The organism is Streptomyces sp. MS191 (assembly GCF_008042125.1).
Classification (GTDB): domain Bacteria; phylum Actinomycetota; class Actinomycetes; order Streptomycetales; family Streptomycetaceae; genus Streptomyces.
The window spans coordinates 1,374,698-1,391,309 of record NZ_RDBI01000040.1; the positions used below are offsets into that span (position 1 = coordinate 1,374,698).

The window sequence follows — 16,612 nt, forward strand, 5'->3', positions numbered from 1 at the left end:
GCGAAGCCCCCGGTTCCTTCACGGAACCGGGGGCTTCGTCGTACGGACGCGCCGTGGGGACGGCGGGGCGTCAGCAGCCGAGCAGGCGGCTGCCCAGGTAGCCCTGGATCTGGTCCAGGGAGACGCGCTCCTGCTTCATGGTGTCGCGCTCACGCACGGTCACCGCGTTGTCGTCCAGGGTGTCGAAGTCGACGGTGACGCAGAACGGGGTACCGATCTCGTCCTGGCGACGGTAACGGCGGCCGATGGCACCGGCGTCGTCGAACTCGATGTTCCAGTTCTGCCGCAGGTCGGCGGCGAGGCCCTTGGCCTTCGGCGACAGCTGCGCGTTGCGGGACAGCGGCAGGACGGCGACCTTGACCGGCGCGATGCGCGGGTCGAAGCGCATCACGGTGCGCTTCTCCATGACGCCCTTGGCGTTCGGGGCCTCGTCCTCGTTGAACGCGTCGAGCATGAACGCCAGCATCGTGCGGCCGACACCGGCGGCCGGCTCGATGACGTACGGCGTCCAGCGCTCGCCGGCCTCCTGGTCGAAGAACTGCAGGTCGTTGCCGGACGCCTTGGAGTGCGCGTTCAGGTCGTAGTCGGTGCGGTTGGCGACGCCCTCGAGCTCGCCCCACTCGCTGCCGCCGAACTGGAAGCGGTACTCGATGTCGGCCGTGCGCTTGGAGTAGTGGGAGAGCTTCTCCTGCGGGTGCTCGAACCAGCGCATGTTCTCCTCACGGAGACCCAGGCCCGTGTACCAGTTCCAGCGCTGCTCCATCCAGTACTCGTGCCACTGCTCGTCCTCGCCCGGCTTGACGAAGAACTCCATCTCCATCTGCTCGAACTCGCGGGTGCGGAAGATGAAGTTGCCCGGGGTGATCTCGTTCCGGAACGACTTGCCCATCTGCGCGATGCCGAACGGCGGCTTCTTGCGCGAGGTCTGGAGCACCTGGCCGAAGTTGGTGAAGATGCCCTGGGCGGTCTCGGGGCGCAGGTAGGCGACGGAGCCGGAGTCCTGGGTCGGGCCGAGGTGCGTGGAGAGCAGGCCGGAGAACTGCTTGGGCTCCGTGAAGGTGCCCTTGTTGCCGCAGTTGGGGCAGTTGAGGTCGGTGAGACCGTTCTCGGGGAGACGGCCGTGCTTCTCCTCGTACGCCTCCTCCAGGTGGTCGGCGCGGTAGCGCTTGTGACAGGAGGTGCACTCGGTCAGCGGGTCGGTGAAGGTGGCGACGTGGCCGGAGGCCTCCCAGACCTCGGTGGCCAGGATCACCGACGAGTCGATACCGACGACGTCCTCGCGCGAGGTGACCATGTAACGCCACCACTGACGCTTGATGTTCTCCTTGAGCTCGACACCCAGCGGCCCGTAGTCCCAGGCGGCCTTCTGGCCGCCGTAGATCTCACTGCAGGGGTAGACGAAGCCACGGCGCTTGCTCAGGCTGACGATGGTGTCGATCTTGTCGGCGGCCACGGTGCTCTCTTCATTACGACGACGAAGTGCGAATGCTTCAGATTACCGGCGCCCGCACCCCCCGTATCAAATCGGTTCGGCACCGGGCCCGCTCGCGGGCGGGCCGAGAGCCCCGTGGCCGGGCCCACAGGAAGCACAATTGACAATCGTTTCCAGTTTTGTTGAAAATGAGTGTCATGAACGTACGCCGCCTCATACCCGCCACCGCCGTCGCCGGAGCCGTCGCGCTCGGCCTCGTCTCGCTCTCCGCCTGCTCCGGAACCTCAGGCGCCGCGGGCAAGAACAGCGACGGCAAGCTGGACGTGGTGGCGTCGTTCTACCCCATGCAGTACCTGGCCGAGCAGATAGGCGGCGACCACGTCGCCGTCACCACCCTCACCAAGCCGGGCGTGGAGCCGCACGACCTGGACCTCAAGCCGCGGCAGATCGGAGAGCTGGGCGAGGCCGGCTTCATCCTCTACCTCAAGGGCGTCCAGCCCGCCGTCGACGACGCGATCAAGCAGGCCGGCGTCGAGCACACCGTCGACGCCGCCACCCTCACCGAGCTCGAGGCGCACGGCACCGCGGTCGGCCACGACCACGGCGAGGAACACGGCGCCGACGACGGCCACGACCACGGCGAGGCCGGCACCGATCCGCACATCTGGCTCGACCCGGTGAAGTACGCCGAGGTCGCCAAGGGCGTCGGCGCCTCCCTGGAGAAGGCCGACCCGGCCAACGCCGCCGACTACCGGAAGAACACCGACGCGCTGGTGAAGAAGCTCGGCGAGCTGGACACCGCCTTCGCGTCGGGCCTGCGGAACACGGCCACGAAGACCTTCATCACCACCCACTCCGCCTTCGGCTACCTCGCCGAGCGCTACGGCCTGGACCAGGAGGGCATCACCGGCGTCGACCCCGAGTCGGAGCCGAGCCCCGCCCGCGTCAAGGAACTCCAGGACACAGCGAAGAAGGACAAGGTCTCCACCGTCTTCTTCGAGACCCTCGCCAGCGACAAGACCGCGAAGACCCTCGCGGGCGACACCGGACTGAGGACCGACGTCCTCGACCCGCTGGAGGGAATCACCGACAAGTCCCGGGGCGATGACTACATCGAGGTCATGCAGTCCAACCTCGCCGCGCTGAAGAAGGCCCTCGGCGCCAAGTGACACCCACGCACGGCACGCACGCATCGGAGGCACGCGTCATGGCCCTGGAACCCGTCATTTCCGTCCGCGGAGCCACGGCGGCCCTCGGCGCGCGCCCGGTGCTGCGCGGCGTCGACCTCACCGTGCACCGCGGCGAGGTCGTCGCCCTGCTCGGCGCCAACGGCTCCGGCAAGTCGACCGCCGTGCGCTCCGTCATCGGCCAGGTGCCGCTGACCGGCGGCACGATCTCCCTCTTCGGCACCGAGCAGAAGCGGTTCCGCGACTGGGCCCGCGTCGGCTACGTGCCGCAGCGCACCACCGCCGCCAGCGGCGTGCCCGCGACGATCCGCGAGGTCGTCGCCTCCGGCCGGCTCTCCCGCCGCGCCTTCGGCTGGCTGACCCGCGCCGACCGGGCCGCCGTGGACCGCGCCATCGCGCTGGTCGGCCTCACCGACCGGGCCCGGGACTCGGTGAGCGCCCTCTCCGGCGGCCAGCACCAGCGCGTCCTCATCGCCCGCGCGCTCGCCTCCGAGCCCGAACTGCTGATCATGGACGAGCCCATGGCCGGCGTCGACCTGGCCAGCCAGGAGATCCTCGCCTCGACCCTGCGCGAGCAGGTCGCCGGCGGCACCTCCGTCCTGCTCGTCCTGCACGAACTGGGCCCGCTGGAGCCGCTGATCGACCGCGCGGTCGTCCTGCGCGACGGCTGCGTGGTCCACGACGGCCCGCCCCCGCAGGCCGTCGGACAGCACGCGCTGCCCGGCCACGACCACGTACATCCGCACGCGGCCGGTGAGCCGCTCCGCACGGGACTGCTGACCTGATCATGGACTTCCTCGAGCCTGCCTTCATGCAGCGAGCGCTCCTCGCGGCCGTACTCGTCGGCATCACCGGCCCCGCCGTCGGCATCTACCTCGTCCAGCGCCGCCAGGCGCTGATGGGCGACGGCATCGGCCACGTCGCCATGACCGGAGTCGGTCTCGGCTTCCTGCTGAACTCCAGCCCCATCTGGATGGCGACGCTGGTCGCCGTCGCCGGCTCGGTGGCGATGGAGCTGATCCGCGCGTACGGCAGGACCCGCGGCGACCTCGCGCTCGCGCTGCTCTTCTACGGCGGCATGGCCGGCGGCGTCCTGCTGATCAACCTCTCGGACACCGGCTCCAACGCCAACCTGAACTCGTACCTCTTCGGCTCCCTGTCGACGGTCTCGTCCGAGGACGTCACCGCGATCGCCGTGCTGGCCGCCTTCGTGGTCCTCGTCACGGTCGGGCTGCGCCGCCAGCTCTTCGCGGTCAGCCAGGACGAGGAGTTCGCCCGGGTCACCGGACTGCCGGTCCGGGCCATGAACCTGCTGATCGCGATCACCGCCGCGGTGACCGTGACGGTCGCGATGCGGGTGGTGGGCCTGCTGCTCGTCAGCGCCCTGATGGTGGTCCCGGTGGCCGCGGCCCAGCAGCTGTCCCGGTCCTTCCGGACGACCTTCGTGCTCGCGGTGCTGATCGGCACCGGGGTCACCCTGTCCGGGACGATCACGTCGTACTACCAGGACCTGCCGCCCGGCGCGACGATCGTGCTGCTCGCCATCGGCGTCTTCGTCGTGCTCACCGCGCTGGCCACGCCGCTGGCGAGGCGCCGGGCCCGTGCGGTGGAGGCGGCGGGGGTGGCGTCACCGGCGGCGGCGTGCGACGTGGCGGTTCCGGCCACACGGCGCGCGACGGACGATGCCACGCTCTAGCAGCCTGGCAGAATGGCGGGGGCAGACGACTCACAAGGAGGCCCCCGTGGCGACGGCAGGACCCCCCGTACGCGGGCGCTCGACGAAGCAGCGGGCCGCGGTGTCCGCGGCGCTGAACGAGGTGGACGAGTTCCGCAGCGCTCAGGAGCTGCACGACATGCTCAAGCACCGCGGCGACTCGGTCGGCCTGACCACGGTCTACCGCACGCTCCAGTCCCTCGCGGACGCGGGCGAGGTGGACGCGCTGCGCACGAGCGAGGGCGAGACCGTCTACCGCCGCTGCTCGACGGGCGACCACCACCATCACCTGGTCTGCCGCGTGTGCGGCAAGGCCGTCGAGGTCGAGGGCCCGGCGGTGGAGCAGTGGGCCGAGGCGATCGCCTCGGAGCACGGCTTTGTGAACGTGGCGCACACGGTCGAGATCTTCGGGACGTGCGCGGACTGCGCGACCGAGTAGGACGTACGCGAAGGGGCCCGCACCGGACGAACCGGTGCGGGCCCCTTCGCGTACCCGGACCCTCTGGACGCTGCCTAGGCCTTGTCCAGCCCGGCCAGGTCCTCGGCCGAGACGCCGCCGAAGCGCCGGTCGCGGGAGGCGTACTCCACGCAGGCGCGCCACAGGTCACGGCGGTCGAAGTCCGGCCACAGCACGTCCTGGAAGACCATCTCCGCGTAACTGCTCTGCCAGATGAGGTAGTTCGAGGTCCGCTGCTCGCCGCTGGGACGCAGGAAGAGGTCCACGTCCGGCATGTCCGGGTAGTACAGGTACTTCTGGAAGGTCTTCTCGTTGACCTTGCCCGGGTCGAGCTTCCCGGCCGCCACGTCCCGCGCGATCGCCTGAGCCGCGTCCGCGACCTCGGCCCGGCCGCCGTAGTTCACGCAGAAGTACAGCGTCATAGCGTCGTTGTCCTTGGTCTGCTCCTGGGCGACCTGAAGCTCCTGGACGACCGACTTCCACATCTTCGGCATGCGGCCGACCCAGCGGATCCGGATACCGAGCTCGTCCATCTCGTCGCGGCGGCGGCGGATGACGTCCCGGTTGAAGTTCATGAGGAAGCGGACCTCGTCCGGGGACCGCTTCCAGTTCTCCGTGGAGAAGGCGTAGAGGGAGAGGTTCTTGACGCCCATCTCCAGGCAGCCCTTGAGCACGTCCAGGACGACGCCCTCGCCGACCTTGTGGCCCTCGGTGCGCGGCAGGCCGCGCTCCTGCGCCCAGCGGCCGTTGCCGTCCATCACGCAGGCCACGTGGTTCGGCACCAGCTCGCCGGGGATCTTCGGCGGGCGCGCGCCGGACGGGTGCGGCTCGGGAACCTTGTACTCCCGCCGGTTCCGTCCGAGGATTCGTGCCATGGCCATGAGGTCAACTCTCCTAGCTTCGAGCGTCTAGCTCTTCTCTACGTACCGCAGCGAGCGCAGGCCGCGCTCCAGGTGCCAGTGCAGATAGGCGGACACCAGCCCGCTGCCCTCCCTGACGTGACGCGGCTCGCACGCGTCCGCCGTCGCCCAGTCGCCGGTGAGGAGCGCGCTGAGCAGGCCGATGGCCTCCGGAGAGGGTACGACGCTGCCGGGCACCCGGCAGTCGCCGCATATGACTCCGCCCGCCGCGACCGAGAAGAACCGGTTGGGACCGTGCATGCCGCACTTCGCGCAGTCCTCGAAGCTGGGCGCGTAGCCGTTGACGGCGAGCGAGCGGAGGAGGAAGGCGTCGAGGATGAGGTGCGGCGCGTGCTCGCCCCGCGCGAGCGTCCGCAGCCCGCCCACCAGCAGCAGGTACTGCTGGACGGCCGGCTCGCCCTCGTGGTCCGTGAACCGCTCCGCGGTCTCCAGCATCGCGGTGCCGGCCGTGTAGCGGGCGTAGTCGGTGACGATCCCGCTGCCGTACGCGGCGATGGTCTCGCTCTGCGTGCACAGGGGCAGCCCGCGGCCGACGAGTTCGCTGCCCCGGGCGAAGAACTGCACGTCCACGTGCGAGAAGGGTTCCAGCCGGGCACCGAACTTCGACTTGGTGCGCCGCACCCCGCGGGCCACGGCGCGTACGCGGCCGTGACCGCGCGTGAGGAGCGTGATGATGCGGTCCGCTTCGCCCAGCTTCTGGGTGCGCAGCACGATGCCGTCGTCGCGGAACAGACTCATGGGCCCATTCTCGCGTACGCGAGGGGGCTCCCGTGTGCGCCTTCGGCAGTGCATGTCCATGACCGGACCGGGCTCCGCGAGCCGGGTGACCGGCAGGACGGTTCCGGGGAGATCACGGCACCTCGCCGCGGCTGCGCGCGTTCGCGAGCGCCGTGGCCGCGCTCAGCCGCTCGGCGGCAGTGGCGACCCGGACGCCCTCAGGGTCGCAGTCCCACTCGCGCCCGCCGCCCAGCGGTCTCAGCTGGAGATACGGCCCCTCGTGCCCCATGACGGTGCCGACCTTCCCGGTGCGGATGTCGACGACGTACGACCCGATGGGCAGCTGCATGGCCGGCTCTCTTCTCCCGGGGGCGCGGCGGCCGACCGGCGCGCCGCGCCCTGCGTGCGATGTCCGCGTCCGACGAGCGGCTCCCCGGGGATCGGCGGCGAGGACGTCGCGCCGGGCGAGGGCGGGACGAGTCCCGCCCGCCCGATTCCGTCCCGCCGCGCCACCGTCATTTCCTTCCCCTCCCGTACGGTTCCCGTTTCCGGCCGCTCCTCTTCTTCCTTCACCAACGCGCCCCTTTCCGAATCCAATTCCCGCTTACCACCACCTGAGTGGCGCCCGATCCGTACAATCGGCAGATTCGCGCGGTCCCCAAAGCCCTTGCCGGACAAGGGAGTCGATCCATGGCCAAAGGTCGACGTCAGGGGCTCCGGGGAGCCCTCGGGGAAAACACCGGAAGAACTCGGGGAGTCGTCCGGTTTTCGCCGGAACGGGCCGGGAAAGCGAATGCGCGAAAGCCGCGGATACACGGCCGGTCGGGGCGGGCCGCGCGAAAGCCGCGTCCGAAGCCGGAGGGGCGCGCCACCCCGCGACCGTGAAGCGCTCACGTTTTCGCATTCTCGAACGAACGTCTCAGGGGCAAGCCGCGGGCCACCCATCCTCGATCGGACTTATAGAACCCATAAGTCCGCCTTATGGGGTCATAGACGGGGGGCGGGTACCGGTCCGCCGAGTCGATTATTTAGGGTGACCTAAGTGACGGCACCACTCGGTCGTCACGCCGCTTGCGAAGGGAACCCAGACATGCCCCGCCCTCTCCGGGTCGCGATCGTCGGCGCCGGCCCTGCCGGGATCTACGCCGCCGATGCGCTGCTGAAGTCCGAGGCCGCCGCCGAGCCGGGCGTGTCGATCGACATCTTCGAGCGGATGCCCGCTCCCTTCGGCCTCATCCGCTACGGCGTCGCCCCCGACCACCCGCGGATCAAGGGCATCATCACCGCCCTGCACCAGGTCCTCGACAAGCCGCAGGTGCGCCTCTTCGGCAACATCGACTACGGCACCGACGTCCACCTGGACGACCTGCGCGCCTTCTACGACGCCGTGGTCTTCTCCACGGGCGCCATGGCCGACCGTGAGCTCCGCATCCCCGGCGTCGAGCTGGACGGCTCCTACGGTGCCGCCGACTTCGCCTCCTGGTACGACGGGCACCCGGACGTGCCGCGCACCTGGCCCCTGGAGGCCGAGAAGGTCGCGGTGCTCGGTGTCGGCAACGTGGCACTCGACATCGCCCGCATCCTCGCGAAGACCGCCGAGGAGCTGCTGCCGACGGAGATCCCGCCGAACGTCCACGAGGGCCTGAAGGCGAACAAGGCGCTGGAGGTCCACGTCTTCGGCCGCCGCGGCCCGGCGCAGGCGAAGTTCAGCCCGATGGAGCTGCGCGAGCTGGACCACTCCCCCAACATCGAGGTCATCGTCAACCCCGAGGACATCGACTACGACGAGGGCTCGATCGCCGAGCGCCGCAAGAACAAGCAGACCGACATGGTCGCCAAGACCCTGGAGAACTGGGCGATCCGCGACGCCGGCGACCGCCCGCACAAGCTGTTCCTGCACTTCTTCGAGTCCCCGGTGGAGATCCTCGGCGAGGACGGCAAGGTCGTCGGCCTGCGCACGGAGCGCACGGAGCTCGACGGCACCGGCAACGTCAAGGGCACCGGCGCGACCACCGACTGGGACGTCCAGGCCGTGTACCGCGCGGTCGGCTACCTCTCCGACGAACTGCCCAAGCTGCCCTGGGACACCGCCTCCGGCACCGTTCCGGACGAGGGCGGCCGGGTCGTCGAGGAGGGCGGCGCGCACATGGCGTCGACCTACGTCACCGGCTGGATCCGCCGCGGTCCCGTCGGCCTCATCGGCCACACCAAGGGCGACGCCAACGAGACGGTCGCGAACCTGCTCGACGACTTCGCCAACGGCCGGCTCCTCACGCCGGAGAGCCCGGAGACGGACGCGGTCGTCGCCTTCCTGGAGGGCAAGGGCCTCACGTACACCACGTGGGAGGGCTGGTACGCGCTGGACGCGGCCGAGAAGGCGCTCGGCGCGGCCGAGGGCCGTGAGCGCGTGAAGATAGTCGAGCGCGAGGACATGCTCCGCGCCAGCGACGCCGTCACCCCCCGGTAGCACCCGCCCGGACCAGGCCCGACTCGTAGGCGATGATGACGAGTTGGGCCCGGTCCCGGGCCGCGAGCTTGCCCATGATGCGGCTGACGTGGGTCTTCGCGGTGAGCGGGCTCAGGCCCAGCGCCTCCGCGATCTCGGTGTTGTTCAGCCCCCGGGCGACCAGCGCCAGCACCTGGCGCTCCCGTTCGGACAGTTCGTCCGGGCCGCCCGCCGACCGTGCCGAGGGAGCCTCCGGTGCGGCCAGGACCCGGGCGATCAGCCGGGCCGTCGGCCCCGGTGAGAGCAGCGCCTCCCCGGCCGCCACCGTGCGGATCGCGTCCAGCAGCTCCGCAGGCCGGATGTCCTTCACCACGAAGCCCGACGCCCCCGCCCGCAGCGCCTCCACCACGTGCTCGTCCGTGTCGTACGTCGTCAGCACCAGGACCCGCACCCCGGCCAGATCCTCGTCGGCGGCGATCAGCCGGGTCGCGCCGATCCCGTCGAGCTCGGGCATCCGGACGTCCATGACGACCAGGTCCGCCCGGGCCGAACGGGCCAGCTCCACGGCCTCCCGGCCGGTCCCGGCCTGACCGACGACCTCCATGTCGGGCGCCGAGTCGACGAGCATCGCGAACGAGGCCCGCACCAGCGTCTGGTCGTCCGCCAGCAGCACCCGGATCGCGCTCACGCCATGACCTCCCGCGCCTGCAGCGGCAGGGCCGCCGCCACCTCGAACCCTCCGCACACGCGCGGGCCCGCGGTCAGTGTGCCGCCCACGCTCCGGGCCCGCTCCCGCATCCCGAGGATTCCGTAGCCGGACCCTCCCGCGGCGACGGACGCCGTGCCGTCGTCCGTGACCCGCACGGTCAGCACCTCGTCCGCCAGGCCGACGTCGACCCGCACGGCCGCACCCGGTCCCCCGTGCCGGACGGCGTTGGTCAGGGACTCCTGCACGATCCGGTAGGCGGCGGCCCCGACCGCGGCCGGCACCCGGGCCTGCCCCGTCCGCACCGTCAGGGCCGCGCCCGACGCCCGGGCGAGATCGGGCAGACCGGCCAGGTCCGGCAGCGGCCCCTCCGGCGCGGCCCGCAGCACGTCCAGCGTCGTACGCACCTCGGTCCGCGCCTCCCGGCAGGTCTGCGCGATGCCGTCGAGGGCCTTCGCCAGCGCCTCCCGGTCCAGCCGGTCCGGATCGGCGACCAGGACGTGCGCGGCGACGGAGGTCTGGACGCCGATGAGGGTGATGGAGTGGGCGAGCAGATCGTGCAGGTCGCGCGCGATCCGCAGCCGCTCCTCGACGACCTTCCGCTCGCCCTCGCGGGCGGCCTTCTCCACGACGCTCTCCACCAGCTGCCGGTAGAGCCGGACGCTGGCACCGAAGACGAGCATCGCGGTCACCCAGCCGGAGACCCGCAGCAGCTCCACCACCTCGTGCGGGTCGACGAGGGTCTGGACGGCGAGGATGACGCCGACGACCAGGGCGCCGACCAGCAGCGTGCGACGCGGCCGGCCGGTGGAGGCGACCGTGTAGAGCGCCGTCATCGAGGCGGGGATCGGCGCCAGGTGCATGTAGTCGAGCGCGTGGTAGGGCGCGACCACGGCGACCACCGCGATCAGCACCGCCAGCGGGGCGCGCCGCCGCCAGGCCAGCGGCACGTGTGCGGCGAGCAGCAACGCCCAGCCGAGGGCGTCGGGGCGTCGGCCGTCGTCGACGGCGAGCGCCAGCACGGCGGCGAAGACGGCGAAGCAGGCGGCGGCCGTCGCGTCGCACCGCACCGGGTACGGGGCGGCCTGCGGGTCACGGGTGAAGGCGGCTGCGAAGTCCACGGGGTTCATCCTCCCGGGCGGGCAGGCGCTCCGGGAGCCCCTGCCCGCCCGTGGTCGGTGTCAGACGCCGGCGGGCGTCCGCTCGGCCGGCGTCGCGGGTGCGGCGGCCGGACGGCGGGCGAGCGGTCCGGGCCACCACACCTTCCGGCCGAGCAGCACGCTCGCGCTCGTGACGAGGTAGGTGCGGACGAGGAAGGTGTCGAGGAGCACGCCGACCGCGATCACGAAGCCGAGTTCGGCCAGCTGCACCAGGGGCATGTTCACCAGCACCGCGAAGGTGGCGGCGAGCACGAGGCCGGCCGAGGCGATCACGCCGCCGGTGGTGCGCAGCGCGGTCAGCGCCGCCGCGCCGGGCTCCGCCCCGTCCAGGCACTCCTCGCGCATCCGGTGCATCACGAAGATGCCGTAGTCGACGCCGAGGGCGACGAGGAAGACGAAGGAGAGGAGCGGCAGTCCGGGATCGGTGCCCTCGAAGCCGAAGAGGGGTTCGAAGAGCAGGCCGCCGATGCCGAGGGACGCGCCCCACACGGCGACGACCGCGCCGACCAGGAGCAGCGGGGCGATCAGGCTGCGCAGCAGGACGACCAGGATGAGCAGGACCGCGACGAGGACGAGCGGCACGATCACCATGCTGTCGCTGCGGCTGGTCTCGGTGAGGTCCAGTTGTTCGGCGCTGGGCCCGCCGACGTACACGCCCTCGCCGAGCCCGGCGCGCAGTTCCTTGAGGGTGGCCGTCTCGGCGGCGGACTGGGGCGGATGGTCGGCGAGTACGGAGATCTCGGTCCAGCCCGCGCCGCTGCGGCCGCGCTCGGCGCTCTCGACCCCCTCGGTGGCCCGGGCGGTCTCCAGCGCCCGGGCCGCGCCGGCGGTCGGGGCGATGACGGTGATCGGCTGGGTGCCCGCCTCCGGGTAGGCGGCGGCCAGTGTCTTCATCGCGGCGACGGCCTCGGGGGTGGAGGTGAAGGAGTCCTCCTGCTTCAGCGCCCCCGGCAGGGCGAGGGTGCCGAGGGCGAGGGCGGCGAGCGCGGCGGCGCCGGTCAGCAGCACGGCGACGGGGCGGCGGCCCGCGGAGCCGCCGACGGCCGCGAAGAAGGAACGGCGCCCGGTCTTCGGCTCACCGCCGTGGGCCGGGATCAGCGGCCAGAAGACCCTCCGGCCGAGAACGACGAGGAGTGCCGGGAGCAGGGTCGTCATGGCGACCAGGGCGCACAGCACGCCGACGGCGGCCGTCGGGCCCATGCCCCGGCTGCTGTTGAGGTCGGCGGCGAGCAGGCAGAGCAGGCCGGCGGCGACGGTGCCGGAGGAGGCCAGGACGGCGGGGCCGCAGCCGCGCAGGGCGGTGAGCATCGCGTCGTAGGGGCGTGGCGTGCGGCGCAGTTCCTCGCGGTAGCGGGAGACGAGGAGCAGGGCGTAGTCGGTGCCGGCGCCGAAGACGAGGATGGTCATGACGCCGGTGCTCTGGCCGGAGACGCTGATGTCGAACCCCTGGTGGAGGGCGTAGGTCACGGCCATGGAGAGGAAGTCGGCGGCGCCGGCGACGAGGAGGGGCACGAGCCAGAGGAACGGGCTGCGGTAGATGACGATCAGCAGAATCGCGACGACGGCGACGGTCGTGTAGAGGAGCGGTCCGTCGAGTGACTCGTAGACCTCGCCGGCGTCGGTGGCGAGGGCGCCGGGGCCGCCGACCTGGCCGCTGACGGTGGCGCGGACGTCCTGTACGAGGGCGTCCCTCGCCTTCTCGTCCGTCCCCGGCTCGGTGCTGGAGACGGCGTAGAGGAGGGTGGTCCCGTCCTTCGAGGGCACGGGCCGCGGCGGTGAGGTGAGGCGATGCCCGGCGGCGACCCGGGCGACCTCGCGGGCCGCGGTCTCGCGGTCGCCGGGGGTGAGACCGCCGTCGCGGTGGTACACGAGGACGAGGTCGGTGGAGTCGCCGCCGGGGAGCAGTTCCCCGAGGGTGGCGACCTGGGTGGAGTCGGCGCTCGCGGGCAGGTAGTCGACGGCCCGGTCGCGTTGCACGGTGCCGAGTTCGCTCGCGAAGGGCGCGGCGATCGCGAGCACGATCACCCACAGCGCGAGCACCCCCCAGGGGATGGCGCGCCGTCCGCGCCGCTCGCTGATGGTCCTGTTCGGGGCCCCCATCTCGGGCCTCCCTCCGGCACGGTCGTCTGGGTCGTTCCCAGACTCCCGCCGGTGCGGGCCGCATTCGTCGGCCCGGGGACCGAGACGCGGGGTACTGCCGGGGAGGGTGCCGGGCCGGCGTTACTCCCCCGGGAGTAACGCCGGCCTGCTCCACGGGGAGCGTCAGAGGAGCGTCCTGGCGGTGGCGAGCAGCCGGGCGGTGTCGTCGGCACACAGTGCCAGCGCGTTGCCGACGGTGCTCAGGACGTCCCGCTCCGCCGGGCTGTACGCGCCGTCCGCGAGCGCGATCCGGGCTCCCTGGAGCAGGATCGACTCGCGCCCGGAGGCGGCCAGGTGCGGGGAGAGCGGCTCCAGGGCCTCGTGGAGTTCGATGGCCAGGGCGGCGCCCCCGCCGCCCACGTCCGGCAGGAAGCGACCGGTGTCGGCGGCCAGGGCCTCGACGAGGTCGGTGAGCTGGGTGCCGGTGCACTCGGCGAACCCGGCCGCGCGGACCGCCGCGACCGCGGTGTCCACGGCCGTGCGGGAGGAGGCGCCGCCCGCCGCGAGCACGGCGAGGGCGACGGTGTGCACGGCGTCGCGCAGCATGGCGGAGAAGCGGCTCGTCGTCGGGTGGTCGAGCACTTCCGTACCGAAGTGGGTCTGACACGCGGTGCACTCGACGACCGGTCCGGCCTGGCCGCGCGGCAGCACCGGGACGCCCAGCACGGCGAAGCGACGACGGCCGGTCCGGCGGCGGTAGTTGCGGTCGCCGCCGCACTCCTCGCAGAAGAACTCGCCGTCCCCGACGGTGTTCCAGGAGGTACGAATGCCGCAGACGCCCATTTTTCTCCCGCGTGATCCTCGGGCAGCTCGCACGTCGCACCTCCTCCACGGTCCGGCAGCACTGCCGGCGTTGGCGTGATGTTAGCCACATCCATGATGTGGCGTCAGCACCTCGTCAGCAGAACGCAACCGACATGGCCGAGACACGACACCCGCGGAGAGCCCGCCGGACGTGCCCCGTGGCACGTCAGGAGGTGCGGGCGCGGCGGTGGCGCACCGCGTACGCGACGAGGCCGCCGCCGATCAGGACGGCCACCGCGGCGGCCCCCGCCGCCCCCGGACCGAACGCCGACCCGGTGATCGCCTGGTCACCCTCAGGGGTGGACGGGGTGGGCTCGGGCGCGGTGGCCGGCGCCGTCGTGGACGCCGGGGCTCGGGCGGACCGGAAGGCCGCCGCCGGGCCGGGAGGTGTGGTTCGTCCTCACGCCCCCGGCCCGGGGGAGGTTCCGGAGCGACCGGGACCGGATCTGGCGGAAAGCCGCGCTGCCGGCCGCGGAGTCGTCCCGCACGGAACGACCCACGGTCTCGCCGCGGAGGTGCACCCCGTAGGTGGGGTGGCGCCCCCTGTGCAGGAGCCGCCGAGCAGTCGACGAGGGACGCGGAGCCGGCAACCCGAAAGGGTGACGCGGTTCGGGTACGGCGGCGGCCCCGCACTCCCTGAGGAGTTACGGGGCCGCCGGTACGGAGCCTCAGCGCGCGGCGCGGTTGACCGCCGAGATGACGGCCTTCAGCGAGGCGCGGGTCGTGTTGGCGTCGATGCCGATGCCCCACAGGACCTTGCCGTCGATGGCGCACTCGATGTACGAGGCGGCCTGCGCGGACGCGCCCTCGCTCATCGTGTGCTCCTGGTAGTCCAGCAGCCTGGCGTCCACGCCGATCGCCTGCAGGGCGGCGAAGAAGGCCGAGATCGGGCCGTTGCCGGAGCCCGTCAGGACGGTGTCGACCCCGTCGACGACCGCCTCGACGGTCAGGGTGTCGGTGCCGTCCGTGTCCGAGGTGGTCTGCCCGGAGCGCAGCTGGATCCGGCCCCAGCGCTCCGCGGCGCTGTCCGTGCTCGGCAGGTACTCGTCCTGGAAGACCGACCAGATCGCGGCCGGGGTGACCTCGCCGCCCTCGGTGTCCGTCTTCTGCTGGATGATCTTCGAGAACTCGATCTGCATCCGGCGCGGCAGGTCCAGCTTGTGGTCGTTCTTCAGGACGTACGCGATGCCGCCCTTGCCGGACTGCGAGTTGACCCGGATCACAGCCTCGTAGGAACGGCCGACGTCCTTCGGGTCGATGGGCAGGTACGGCACCGCCCACTCGATCTCGTCCACGGTCTTGCCGGCGGCGGCCGCGTCGGCCTCCATGGCGTCGAAGCCCTTCTTGATGGCGTCCTGGTGGGAGCCGGAGAAGGCGGTGTAGACCAGGTCGCCCGCGTAGGGGTGGCGCGGGTGGACCTCCATCTGGTTGCAGTACTCGGAGGTGCGGCGGATCTCGTCGATCTGCGAGAAGTCGATCTGCGGGTCGACGCCCTGCGAGAACAGGTTCATGCCCAGGGTCACCAGGTCGACGTTGCCGGTGCGCTCGCCCTGGCCGAACAGGCAGCCCTCGATACGGTCGGCGCCGGCCATGATGGCCAGCTCGGCCGCCGCCACCGCGGTGCCGCGGTCGTTGTGCGGGTGGACGGACAGGCAGATGTACGGGCGGCGGGTCAGGTTCCGGGACATCCACTCGAACCGGTCCGCGTGCGTGGACGGCGTCGAACGCTCCACGGTGGCGGGCAGGTTCAGGATGATCTCGCGGCCCTCCTCGGGCTGCCACACGTCGCAGACCGCCTCGCAGACCTCCAGGGCGAAGTCCAGCTCGGTGTCGGTGAAGATCTCGGGGCTGTACTGGTAGCCGAAGACCGTGTCGTCGCCCAGCAGCTTGTCGGCGTACTCCATGACCAGCCGCGTGCCGTCGACGGCGATCTGCTTGATGTCCTCCTTCGAGCCGCGGAAGACGACCCGGCGGAACGTGGGCGCGGTGGCGTTGTACAGGTGCACGGTGGCGCGCTTGGCGCCGACCAGGGACTCCACGGTCCGCTCGATCAGGTCCTCACGGGCCTGGGTCAGGACGGAGATGGTGACGTCGTCCGGGATCGCGCCCTCTTCGATGATCGACCGTACGAAGTTGAAGTCGGTGTCGCCGGAGGACGGGAAGCCGACCTCGATCTCCTTGTAGCCCATGCGCACCAGCAGGTCGAACATCTCGCGCTTGCGAGCGGGCGACATCGGGTCGATCAGCGCCTGGTTGCCGTCGCGCAGATCCGTGGACAGCCAGCGGGGGGCCTGGGTGATCCGCTGCTCGGGCCAGGTGCGATCGGGGATGTGCACGGCCTCGTAGCGGCCGTACTTGTGGATCGGCATCCCGGACGGCTTCTGCGTCCGGGTGGCGTTCGTGATGGGCGTGGGGCGGCCGACAGGCTGGGACATTGCGTAGGGCTCCTCGGGTCCGGCGGGAGGGACGGCCGACTGTCGAACGCAACACCAGGTCCCGCGGGGAGGGGGTCGGCCTACGACTACAGGCCCTCGCCGCGGCAGCTAAGGAGAAGCAGCCCGAAACGCATGATGTGCCGCAGCCTAGCTCAGGGACGGTGGATCCGGACGTCCCGTTTCAGTATGCGGGACGGCCGGCGCGTCAAGGACGAAGAGTGACGCATCACTCCATTTCGCGGATCATGGTCGCGGCTAGTGACAGACGTGTGACTCAGTGCCACATTTTCGGCATGACCTCCCACGCGCACCGTCACGCCCACCACCCCGTCTTCTGCACGATCGTGCCGCCGCACCTGCTGGAGCACCTGGCCCGGTCCGGGAACCCGGCGGTCGCGGCGCCGAGCCCGGCGTAGGCCCGGTTCACGGTGGCGTCGGCGGTCGCCTCCTGCCCCTCGGCCCGGACCTCGGTGCCCGGCAGGTCGGTGCCGTGGC

The 16,612-nt window shown here is 71.6% G+C and carries 14 protein-coding genes and 1 pseudogene; 5 read left to right on the plus strand and 10 right to left on the minus strand.

Going from position 1 to position 16,612, the window contains the following annotated elements; genetic code table 11:
* Window positions 1-70 precede the first annotated feature (70 nt).
* Window positions 71-1,453: a glycine--tRNA ligase gene (locus EAO71_RS13310; RefSeq protein ID WP_147977927.1), complete on the minus strand. Its 1,383-nt coding sequence runs from the start codon at window positions 1,451-1,453 to the stop codon at window positions 71-73.
* 176 nt (window positions 1,454-1,629) lie between these two features.
* Here EAO71_RS13310 and EAO71_RS13315 point away from each other — a divergent pair, with 176 nt between their 5' ends.
* From EAO71_RS13315 to EAO71_RS13330, 4 genes are read left to right on the plus strand one after another with little or no spacing between them, the layout of a single operon-like run.
* Window positions 1,630-2,601: a metal ABC transporter substrate-binding protein gene (locus EAO71_RS13315; RefSeq protein ID WP_147977928.1), complete on the plus strand. Its 972-nt coding sequence runs from the start codon at window positions 1,630-1,632 to the stop codon at window positions 2,599-2,601.
* A 38-nt stretch (window positions 2,602-2,639) separates the two neighbouring features.
* A complete protein-coding gene (locus tag EAO71_RS13320; protein WP_147977929.1) occupies window positions 2,640-3,404 on the plus strand; it encodes a metal ABC transporter ATP-binding protein in 765 nt (254 codons plus the stop codon).
* A gap of 2 nt (window positions 3,405-3,406) precedes the next feature.
* Complete coding sequence (locus EAO71_RS13325) at window positions 3,407-4,315, plus strand: metal ABC transporter permease (protein ID WP_147977930.1); 909 nt, start codon at window positions 3,407-3,409, stop codon at window positions 4,313-4,315.
* A 46-nt stretch (window positions 4,316-4,361) separates the two neighbouring features.
* Entirely contained in the window at window positions 4,362-4,772 is a 411-nt protein-coding gene (locus EAO71_RS13330) for a Fur family transcriptional regulator (RefSeq protein ID WP_147977931.1), read from the plus strand.
* Window positions 4,773-4,846: 74 nt separating this feature from the next.
* Here the strand turns inward: EAO71_RS13330 and EAO71_RS13335 are convergent, their stop codons facing one another.
* The 3 genes from EAO71_RS13335 to EAO71_RS13345 form a co-directional block, all read right to left on the minus strand.
* Entirely contained in the window at window positions 4,847-5,671 is an 825-nt protein-coding gene (locus tag EAO71_RS13335) for an isoprenyl transferase (RefSeq protein ID WP_147977932.1), read from the minus strand.
* A gap of 27 nt (window positions 5,672-5,698) precedes the next feature.
* Complete coding sequence (gene recO / locus EAO71_RS13340; protein WP_147977933.1) at window positions 5,699-6,448, minus strand: DNA repair protein RecO; 750 nt, start codon at window positions 6,446-6,448, stop codon at window positions 5,699-5,701.
* A gap of 112 nt (window positions 6,449-6,560) precedes the next feature.
* The gene (locus tag EAO71_RS13345; RefSeq protein ID WP_147977934.1) at window positions 6,561-6,776 is read right to left on the minus strand and encodes a hypothetical protein; all 216 of its coding nucleotides are present in this window, start codon (window positions 6,774-6,776) and stop codon (window positions 6,561-6,563) included.
* Window positions 6,777-7,517: 741 nt separating this feature from the next.
* Here EAO71_RS13345 and EAO71_RS13350 point away from each other — a divergent pair.
* A complete protein-coding gene (locus EAO71_RS13350) occupies window positions 7,518-8,894 on the plus strand; it encodes an FAD-dependent oxidoreductase (RefSeq protein WP_147977935.1) in 1,377 nt (458 codons plus the stop codon).
* Here EAO71_RS13350 and EAO71_RS13355 read toward each other — a convergent pair.
* The 6 genes and pseudogenes from EAO71_RS13355 to EAO71_RS38215 all read right to left on the minus strand — a co-directional run.
* The gene (locus EAO71_RS13355; protein WP_147977936.1) at window positions 8,881-9,561 is read right to left on the minus strand and encodes a response regulator; all 681 of its coding nucleotides are present in this window, start codon (window positions 9,559-9,561) and stop codon (window positions 8,881-8,883) included. The genes EAO71_RS13350 and EAO71_RS13355 overlap by 14 nt on opposite strands.
* Complete coding sequence (locus EAO71_RS13360) at window positions 9,558-10,709, minus strand: sensor histidine kinase (RefSeq protein WP_147977937.1); 1,152 nt, start codon at window positions 10,707-10,709, stop codon at window positions 9,558-9,560. Before EAO71_RS13360 ends, EAO71_RS13355 begins: the two co-directional genes overlap by 4 nt.
* Before the next feature lie 51 nt (window positions 10,710-10,760).
* The gene (locus EAO71_RS13365) at window positions 10,761-12,839 is read right to left on the minus strand and encodes an MMPL family transporter (protein WP_147977938.1); all 2,079 of its coding nucleotides are present in this window, start codon (window positions 12,837-12,839) and stop codon (window positions 10,761-10,763) included.
* A gap of 162 nt (window positions 12,840-13,001) precedes the next feature.
* Window positions 13,002-13,694, minus strand: coding sequence for a TerB family tellurite resistance protein (locus tag EAO71_RS13370; protein ID WP_410093964.1), 693 nt, complete (start codon window positions 13,692-13,694; stop codon window positions 13,002-13,004).
* Between the two features lie 656 nt (window positions 13,695-14,350).
* Entirely contained in the window at window positions 14,351-16,117 is a 1,767-nt protein-coding gene (gene leuA / locus EAO71_RS13375; protein ID WP_147977940.1) for a 2-isopropylmalate synthase, read from the minus strand.
* Between the two features lie 313 nt (window positions 16,118-16,430).
* Window positions 16,431-16,612 (minus strand): annotated as a pseudogene (locus EAO71_RS38215) (hypothetical protein); the annotation flags it as partial.

What these genes read in the sequence shown, in the direction of transcription:
- EAO71_RS13320 (WP_147977929.1), top strand. Translation starts at nt 2,640, where the DNA reads ATGGCCCTGGAACCCGTCATTTCCGTCCGCGGAGCCACGGCGGCCCTC.
- EAO71_RS13365 (WP_147977938.1), bottom strand. Translation starts at nt 12,839, where the DNA reads ATGGGGGCCCCGAACAGGACCATCAGCGAGCGGCGCGGACGGCGCGCC.
- EAO71_RS13345 (WP_147977934.1), bottom strand. Translation starts at nt 6,776, where the DNA reads ATGCAGCTGCCCATCGGGTCGTACGTCGTCGACATCCGCACCGGGAAG.
- EAO71_RS13350 (WP_147977935.1), top strand. Translation starts at nt 7,518, where the DNA reads ATGCCCCGCCCTCTCCGGGTCGCGATCGTCGGCGCCGGCCCTGCCGGG.
- EAO71_RS13315 (WP_147977928.1), top strand. Translation starts at nt 1,630, where the DNA reads ATGAACGTACGCCGCCTCATACCCGCCACCGCCGTCGCCGGAGCCGTC.
- EAO71_RS13325 (WP_147977930.1), top strand. Translation starts at nt 3,407, where the DNA reads ATGGACTTCCTCGAGCCTGCCTTCATGCAGCGAGCGCTCCTCGCGGCC.
- recO (WP_147977933.1), bottom strand. Translation starts at nt 6,448, where the DNA reads ATGAGTCTGTTCCGCGACGACGGCATCGTGCTGCGCACCCAGAAGCTG.
- EAO71_RS13360 (WP_147977937.1), bottom strand. Translation starts at nt 10,709, where the DNA reads ATGAACCCCGTGGACTTCGCAGCCGCCTTCACCCGTGACCCGCAGGCC.
- EAO71_RS13335 (WP_147977932.1), bottom strand. Translation starts at nt 5,671, where the DNA reads ATGGCCATGGCACGAATCCTCGGACGGAACCGGCGGGAGTACAAGGTT.
- leuA (WP_147977940.1), bottom strand. Translation starts at nt 16,117, where the DNA reads ATGTCCCAGCCTGTCGGCCGCCCCACGCCCATCACGAACGCCACCCGG.